This window comes from Dyella sp. (assembly GCF_035503745.1).
Classification (GTDB): domain Bacteria; phylum Pseudomonadota; class Gammaproteobacteria; order Xanthomonadales; family Rhodanobacteraceae; genus Dyella_B.
In genome coordinates this window covers 61186-68691 of the sequence record NZ_DATJTC010000006.1, presented here as the reverse complement: position 1 = coordinate 68691, position 7506 = coordinate 61186, and the positions used below count along the sequence as shown (strand labels likewise).

6 protein-coding genes and 2 tRNA genes are annotated in these 7506 nt (G+C 63.1%); 5 read left to right on the top strand and 3 right to left on the bottom strand.

Annotated features, from left to right (window positions below; translation table 11 throughout):
* Together VME63_RS01860 and VME63_RS01855 are read right to left on the bottom strand one after the other, a co-directional pair.
* Positions 1-76, bottom strand: a tRNA-Glu gene (locus VME63_RS01860).
* An 8-nt stretch (positions 77-84) separates the two neighbouring features.
* Positions 85-160 (bottom strand) — tRNA-Ala (locus tag VME63_RS01855).
* 162 nt (positions 161-322) lie between these two features.
* Here VME63_RS01855 and VME63_RS01850 point away from each other — a divergent pair.
* The 5 genes from VME63_RS01850 (at position 323) to VME63_RS01830 (ending at position 5327) form a co-directional block, all read left to right on the top strand.
* Entirely contained in the window at positions 323-2083 is a 1761-nt protein-coding gene (locus tag VME63_RS01850; RefSeq protein WP_325429669.1) for a cation:proton antiporter, read from the top strand.
* A 173-nt stretch (positions 2084-2256) separates the two neighbouring features.
* Positions 2257-3033, top strand: coding sequence for an FKBP-type peptidyl-prolyl cis-trans isomerase (locus VME63_RS01845; protein WP_325429666.1), 777 nt, complete (start codon positions 2257-2259; stop codon positions 3031-3033).
* Positions 3034-3181: 148 nt separating this feature from the next.
* Entirely contained in the window at positions 3182-4531 is a 1350-nt protein-coding gene (locus tag VME63_RS01840) for a UDP-glucose/GDP-mannose dehydrogenase family protein (protein WP_325429664.1), read from the top strand.
* Positions 4528-4740, top strand: coding sequence for a SlyX family protein (locus tag VME63_RS01835; protein WP_325429662.1), 213 nt, complete (start codon positions 4528-4530; stop codon positions 4738-4740). The genes VME63_RS01840 and VME63_RS01835 overlap by 4 nt, the downstream gene beginning before the upstream one ends.
* A 29-nt stretch (positions 4741-4769) precedes the next feature.
* Positions 4770-5327 (top strand): DUF2058 domain-containing protein, encoded by a 558-nt coding sequence (locus VME63_RS01830; RefSeq protein WP_325429660.1) that lies wholly within the window; start codon positions 4770-4772, stop codon positions 5325-5327.
* A gap of 48 nt (positions 5328-5375) precedes the next feature.
* On the opposite strand, the gene VME63_RS01825 is transcribed toward VME63_RS01830, so the two are convergent.
* A complete protein-coding gene (locus tag VME63_RS01825) occupies positions 5376-7451 on the bottom strand; it encodes a 3-hydroxyacyl-CoA dehydrogenase NAD-binding domain-containing protein (protein WP_325429658.1) in 2076 nt (691 codons plus the stop codon).
* Between the last annotated feature and the right edge of the window lie 55 nt (positions 7452-7506).

Genomic DNA, 7506 nt, shown 5'->3' with positions numbered 1-7506 from the left:
TGGCGTCCCCACGGGGATTCGAACCCCGGTCGCCACCGTGAAAGGGTGATGTCCTAGGCCTCTAGACGATGGGGACGTATGTGTTGGTGGAGCCAGCCGGGATCGAACCGGCGACCTCTTGCATGCCATGCAAGCGCTCTCCCAGCTGAGCTATGGCCCCGCCGCTGGAAGCACGAAAGAATAGGATGGGTTCACAATTCCGTCAAGCGTTTTTTTACAAAAAACACACCGTCCGATGACCCCGAGGAACCGTTCCTGGCTCGCGGCTTGGACACTGCTTCGGTTTAAGCTGTGACGGAAACTTAAGGTCGCGGAGCGGGGCATGCACGACATCGGTTTTATAGGCGACCTTGCGCTTGTGATGTTGGTGGCCGGCGCGACGACGGTGCTCTTCCAGCGCTTTCGCTTGCCCGTGCTGCCCGGCTACATCCTGGCCGGCGTGGTGATCGGCCCGCATACGCCGGGTGTGCTGGTGACCGACCCGCGGACCATCAGCGACATTTCCAATCTCGGCGTGGTCCTGCTCATGTTCACGCTGGGGCTGGAGTTCAGTGTCCGCAAGCTGCGGCAGGTGGGCGGCGGATTGTTGCTGGTGACGGTGATCGAAGTAGGTTTCATGCTGTGGGTGGGCTACCAGCTTGGCCTGCTGTTTGGCTGGAACCATCGCAGCGCGTTGTTTCTCGGCGCCATCATGGCGTTGTCGTCCACGATGGTCGCCTCGCGCACGCTGGTGGAAGGCGGCGCGCGTCACTGGCCGTTCGCGCGCCTGGTCGTGGGCATGCTGGTCGCCGAAGACATGCTGACCATCGTGATCCTCACCTTGCTCTCGGCGGTGGCGATCAGTGGAACGGTAGCGACGCACACCGCGTTCAGCGTAGTCGGACACCTGGGGTTGTTTGTAATTGCCGGCATGATCGTCGGCCTGCTGCTGTTGCCGCGCCTGGTCGATTACATTGCGGGATTGGATCGCGATGAAACCTTGTTGGTGAGCGTGCTGGGCATCTGTTTCGGCACCAGCCTGCTCGCCGTCTGGCTGGGTTTCAGCGGCGCGCTGGGGGCGTTTCTCGCCGGTGCGGTGGTGGCCGAAGCGCGCAGCGCACCGCGCGTGGTGCATTTGGTGGAGCCCTTGCGCGACATGTTCGCGGCGCTGTTTTTCGTGGCGATCGGCTTGAAGATCGATCCGGCGCAGCTTGCCCATTACGCCATGCCGGCGGTGCTGGTCGCGTTGACCGTGATGATCGGCAAGACGGTGGTTTGCACCGTCGGCATGTTCTTCATCGGGCACGATCCGCGCACGTCGTTGCGCGCCGGACTGTGCATGGCGCAGATCGGCGAATTTTCATTTGTGATCGCCACGCTGGGGCTTACGCTTCACGCTGTCGATGACTTCATTTATCCCATCGCCGTGGCCGCCGCGTTGATCTGCATGCTGGCGTCGCCGTATCTGTTTCGTTCGGCCGAACTGCTGGCGTGGGCCGGACGGCGCGTGCTGCCGCGTCCGGTGCGATTGCTGGTGATCAGTTACAGCGGCTGGCTGGAGAATCTGCGGCCGGTGAACGAAAACGCCACGCTGGCGGCGATGTTCCGGCGACTGCTCTGGCATATCGCCGTGAACATCGCGCTTGTGGTTACGTTGTTCGTCATCGGCGCGTACGTGGATGCACACAACGCGCATTGGTTCGTGCGCTGGGGGCTCGACCTGCCCATGCGCCACTCGCTGATCTGGGCGTGTGCGCTGTTCCTGTCACTGCCGCTGCTGATCGCGGTGTACCGCAAGGCGGAGGCCCTGGGCATGTTGCTTGCCGAGTTAGGTATCAGCGAACGTTTCGCCGGGGCCTATACGCAAGCGATCCGACAGGTTCTCGCCAAGCTCATACCGCTGGCCACCCTGCTGTTTCTGGCGGTACTGGTGGGTGTACTTGGATCGGCTATCTTGCCGCCCCGGGGTGTGGCGCTGTCGCTCATCGCCGTGTCGGTGGTGCTCGCCATCGTACTTTGGCGAGGGTTGGTGAAGGTGCATGCGCGCTTGCAGGCCGCACTTCGCGAAACCCTTGAAAAGCCTTCATCCACGGGTAACGAATGAACCCAGATGCGAGCTGGCGCACAGCGGCCCGGTGAACTTTTCCGCGGGCGGCCGGTCAACCTTCGAACGTCGTTGCCAAGACCGGACAGGACACCGCACAATGCGGGGCCAGCCTCCATTTGGGGGAGGTCCGGCCGGCACGCCGGCATAGTCCAATATACGAGGGAGTTCAAATGAAGCATTTTCTGCGACCCACGCTGACGGCGGCCGCTCTAGCCGTGGCGCTGGGCCTGACCGCTGGCGCGCAGGCCCAGACACCCAGTACCGCTGCGACGGGCACGGTCGATAAGGTCAAGGCCAGCCAGCTGCTTGGCTACCAGATCGCCAGCCAGGTTCCCGGCCCGATGCGCGAACTGATTGACCCGGCAGTCGTCGGCCAGGCCGTCACGGCCTCTCTGTCCGGCCAGAGGCCGAACATGCCTGAGGCCGAAGCCGCCTCCGTGTGGAAGAGTTTCATAACGGAATTCCAGGCCAAGGCCAAGGCCGAATTCGACGCGCTCTCGGTCAAGAACAAGCAGGAAGGCGATGCCTTCCTGGCCAAGAACAGGAAGGCCCCCGGTGTGAAGATCACCGCTTCGGGCTTGCAGTACCAGGTGATTTCGCAGGGCACCGGTGCGCGCCCGGGTCCGAATGACACGGTCAAGGTCAACTACACCGGTACCTACGTCAACGGTGAAGTGTTCGACTCCTCCTCCAACAACAACCCGCCCGGCCCGACCGCGATCCCGCTGGCTCACGTGATTCCGGGTTTCCGTGAAGGTCTGCAGCTGATGCAGGTCGGCGGACACTACAAGCTGTTCATTCCGGCCAGCCTTGCCTACGGTGCCGAGCCGCAGCGCAACATCCAGCCGAATGAAACGCTGATCTTCGACGTCACCCTGGTCAGCACCGGCCCGACGGCCGCCGGCCAGGAAGGCGGCGGCGCTCCCGCCGGCGGTGGCGAGCAGTAATCGTTCGCGTAGTGCCGATCAAGCGAACAGGGCGCGAAGCAATTCGCGCCCTGTTCTTTTATGCGGGCTGCCTGAGAGCCCTGACACCTGGGTTTTATATTCGCCCTGCTAGAATTGCCTGCCTCGAACGAGGAGCTGGTTTCACCCGATGAAAGTCACCATTTTCGGAACAGGTTATGTGGGCCTTGTCACTGGCGCGTGCTTGGCAGAGATGGGCAATCACGTGGTATGCGTGGACATCGACGAGGACAAGGTCAGTCGCCTCAAGCGCGGAGAAATACCGATTTTCGAACCGGGGCTGGAACCGATCGTGCGACGCAACCACGACAACGGACAGCTTCAATTCACTACTGGCGCGGCCTCGGCCGTGGCACATGCGCAGGTCATTTTCATCGCAGTGGGCACCCCGCCGGACGAAGACGGTAGCGCCGACCTGCAATACGTCTTGGCGGTGGCCAGGGAAATCGGGCGGCATCTGGATCGCTATGCGGTCGTCGTCAACAAATCCACCGTGCCGGTGGGCACCGCCGACCGCGTGCGCAAGGCTGCCGCAGGCGAGCTTGCCGCGCGCGGCGCAGACATCGAATTCGACGTGGTGTCCAACCCCGAGTTCCTGAAAGAGGGCGATGCGGTGGAGGACTGCCTTCGTCCCGATCGCATCGTCATCGGCAGTTCCAGCGAACAGGCCATCGCACTGCTGCGCAAACTGTATGCGCCCTTCAACCGTAATCACGATCGCACCGTGGTCATGGACGTTCGCTCGGCAGAGCTGACCAAGTACGCGGCCAACGCGATGCTGGCGACCAAGATCAGCTTCATGAACGAGATCGCCAACATCGCCGAGCGAGTCGGCGCGGATGTCGAGCTGGTACGCCAGGGTATCGGTGCCGACCCGCGTATCGGCTATCACTTCATTTATCCCGGCGCCGGTTACGGCGGGTCATGTTTCCCCAAGGACGTGCAGGCGCTGGAACGCACGGCGCGCGGCGTGGGTTATCAGGCGCGCTTGCTGGATGCCGTCGAAGCCGTCAATGCCGACCAGAAAGGCAAGCTGTTCGATTTGATCCGGCGCCATTTCGGCGGCAACCTGGACGGTCGGACGGTTGCGCTATGGGGGCTGGCGTTCAAGCCCAACACGGACGACATGCGCGAGGCACCGAGCCGCCGACTGATGGAAACCTTGTGGGAAGCGGGCGCAAAGGTGCGTGCCTACGATCCGCAGGCGCGCGAGGAAGCGCAGCGCATTTATGGCGAGCGCGGCGACCTGGTGCTGTGCGGCAGTGCCTATCAGGCGTTGGAAGGGGCCGATGCGTTGGCTATCATGACCGAATGGAAGGCTTTCCGTAGTCCGGATTTTGCGCGCATCCGCGAATTGCTCAAGGAAGCGGTCGTGTTTGACGGGCGTAACCTGTATGAGCCCCAAGTTGTCGAAGAGGCGGGCCTGGCGTATTACGGTGTCGGTCGTGGGCGCACCGTGCAGCAGACCGAGTCGCCATGAGCAGCAACGAGCAGCGCCTGACCGAACTGGAAGTACGTTTGGCGTTCATCGACGATGCCGTGCAAGGATTGATCGCTGCCGATGCCGAGCAGTCCATGCGCATCGCAGGGCTGGAGCGCATGATCCACGACTTGCGCAACGAACTGGCAACGATGCGGACGGGACAGGGGCACGATCCGCACAGCGAACCGCCGCCTCCGCACTACTGAAACGCAATAGGTAACATCGGATTCAGATCATGGTCGATTCACTGCGAGATCAGCTGCTCAAGAGCGGCATCGTCAAACAGCTCAAGGACGAGAAGCGCCAGCAACAGCCTTCCAGGCCAAATATTCCCCAGGGAAAAGGCAAGCCGCACCCCAAGCCGAACCCTGCGCGCAAACAGCAGGAGGAGTTTGATCTTGCCAAGGCCTACGCGATGCGTGCGCAGACCGAAGCCAGCGAACGCAAGCGCGCCGAAGAGCAGGCCGCCGAACAGGCGCGCGTGAAGCGCGAACGCAAGGCCAAAATGCAGCAATTGCTCGAAGGCAAGGCGCTGAACAAGACGGATGTGGATCAAGTCCGTCATTTCGAATATGGCGGCAAAATCCGCCGGATATATGTCGATGCCGAGCAACTGACCGAACTCAACGCGGGCCGACTGGGCGTGGTTCAGTTCGGCGGGCGTTATCTGCTGGTTTCGCAATCCATCGCCGAGCAAGTGCGCGATATCGATCCGCACCTGCTGGCGCTGCTAGCCAATCCGTCGGCCGGCGGCGTGGGCGAAGATGGCGTGCCGGACGATTTGATGTGGTAGGCGTCACGCCAGCCGCCGAATGGCGGCTTGGCGTCGCATCGCGTGCAATCAGGCGCCGGAGGGAAGTTGCAGCATGGCCTGCTTCAGTGCCGGGTGATCCCATCCATTCTTGGGCATGAAGCGCTCGCCGTGGCGCTTGGCCAGGTTCTCCAGTTTCTGGTGCAGATTTTCCGCACCTTCGCTGCGTACATATTGGATCGGGCCGCCGCGGAAGGGGGCAAAGCCCGTGCCGAAGATGACGCCCGCATCCAGCAGGTCCGCATCGTCCACCACGTCGTCGCCCAGGCAGGAAACGGCCTCGTTCACCATGGCCAGGATCATGCGGTCCTGCAGATCCGGCGGTGCGACATAGTCGGGGTCGACCTCGGGTTTCTGCGGCTTGCCGTCATGCCAGGTGTACAAGCCCTGGCCGTCCTTCTTGCCGCGCTTGCCGGCTTCGAGCTTGTCTTCCAGGCCCGGCGGAAGTTCCAGCCCCAGAAACGGCGCCAGTTCCTTGCCGACCGAGGCGCACACGTCCAGTCCGACCGTGTCGGCCAGCTCGATCGGACCCATCGGCATGCCAAAGTTCTTGGCCTGCTTGTCCAGCACCGGGCCCGGCACGCCTTCGTTGTACAGGCGCAATGCTTCGAGCAAGTAGGGCATCAGGATGCGATTGACCAGAAACCCAGGCGTGCCCTTGACGGCCACGGGCAATTTGCCGATGGCCTTGCAGAACGCCAGGGCGCGCTTTTCGATGGCCGCGTCGAGCTGGTCGTGACGCACCACCTCGACCAGCGGCATCTGCGCGACCGGGTTGAAGAAATGCAGGCCTAGAAAGCGCTGCGGCGCTTTCAATGCCTTGCGCAATTCGTCGAGCGGAATCGAGGAGGTGTTGCTGGCGAGGATTTCGTCGTGCTGGAACTGCGGCTCGATGGTTGCGTACAGCGATTGCTTGGCCTGTGCGTTTTCGAAGATCGCCTCGATGGCCAGGTCCGCTTGGGCAACGCCCGCACCTTCGACGTCGGCGCGCAGGCGACGGCTGGCCGCCTCGATTTTTTCGGGCGTCTTGAGCTTTTTCTCGTACAGCGCACGCGCGCGATCCAGCGCGGGTTGGATGAACTTCATCTCGCGATCTTGCAGCGTGACGTCGAAACCCTTCAGTGCGGCCCAGGCGGCGATGTCGCCGCCCATGACGCCCGCGCCGACCACGTGCACGTGGCGGATCTGGGGATCGACGCCGCTGCCTTGGCCCTTGAGCCGCTCCTGCAGGAAGAAAATGCGGATAAGGTTTTGCGCGGTTGCGGTTTGCGCGAGCTTGGCCACCGAGCGGGCTTCCAGCTTCAGGCGCTGGTTGATGTCGCTGCCGCCGCGCTTCCATACGTCGATCAGGGCGAACGGTGCGGGGTAGTGTTCCTTGCGCACCTTGGCCGCGGTCTGCTTGATGACCATGGGAGCCAGGATCTGCCTGGCCAGCCAGGTGTTGGTTGCCCAGGCACCGGCTCGCCGCGCAAAGGGGCGGGTATGGGGATGGCGCAGCAGCGCGCGTGCTTCGGCCATCAGCTCTTCCGGACGCGCCAGGCGGTCGACCACGCCCAGGCTCATGGCCCGCCGCGCGGAGAGGGTCTTGCCGGTCAGCATGATGGGTAGCGCCTCGGGCGCCCCGATCAGCCGCGGCAGACGTGCCGAGCCACCCCAGCCGGGATGGATGCCAAGCATCACCTCAGGCAGGCCGATCCGCGTTTTGTCGTCGTCCGCGGCGATGCGCTGGCGGCAGGCCAGGGCCAGCTCCGTGCCGCCGCCCATGCAGGCGCCGTGTATGGCGGCCACGGTCGGGCAGGGCAGGCGCGCCAGGGCTTCGAACACCCGCTGGCCGTTTTCGATGTTTTCCTGCACCGTGCCGTGCTTGGCGTACTCGACGAACTCTTTGATGTCGGCACCGACCGCAAATCCGTTCGATTTGGCCGAATGGATGATCACGCCGGCGGCTTTCTCGATCGCCAGCCGCTCCACGATCTGGCCCAGCTCGTCCAGCACTTCGCGCGAGAACGCATTGACGCTGCTGTTGGCGCGGTCAAGCGTCAGCGTGACGATGCCGCTGTCGTCCAGGCTCGTCTTCCAGTGATTGAAGCGCAGTCCTTCGAACATGGGGATAGGGGAATGGCCGGGAAGCTTCAACCATACCGTCCCGCCGCCGCGATTG

Bases quoted from the DNA above. Each gene is read 5' to 3' on its own strand.
- VME63_RS01850 (WP_325429669.1), top strand. From the start codon at position 323: ATGCACGACATCGGTTTTATAGGCGACCTTGCGCTTGTGATGTTGGTG.
- VME63_RS01845 (WP_325429666.1), top strand. From the start codon at position 2,257: ATGAAGCATTTTCTGCGACCCACGCTGACGGCGGCCGCTCTAGCCGTG.
- VME63_RS01840 (WP_325429664.1), top strand. From the start codon at position 3,182: ATGAAAGTCACCATTTTCGGAACAGGTTATGTGGGCCTTGTCACTGGC.
- VME63_RS01835 (WP_325429662.1), top strand. From the start codon at position 4,528: ATGAGCAGCAACGAGCAGCGCCTGACCGAACTGGAAGTACGTTTGGCG.
- VME63_RS01830 (WP_325429660.1), top strand. From the start codon at position 4,770: ATGGTCGATTCACTGCGAGATCAGCTGCTCAAGAGCGGCATCGTCAAA.
- VME63_RS01825 (WP_325429658.1), bottom strand. From the start codon at position 7,451: ATGTTCGAAGGACTGCGCTTCAATCACTGGAAGACGAGCCTGGACGAC.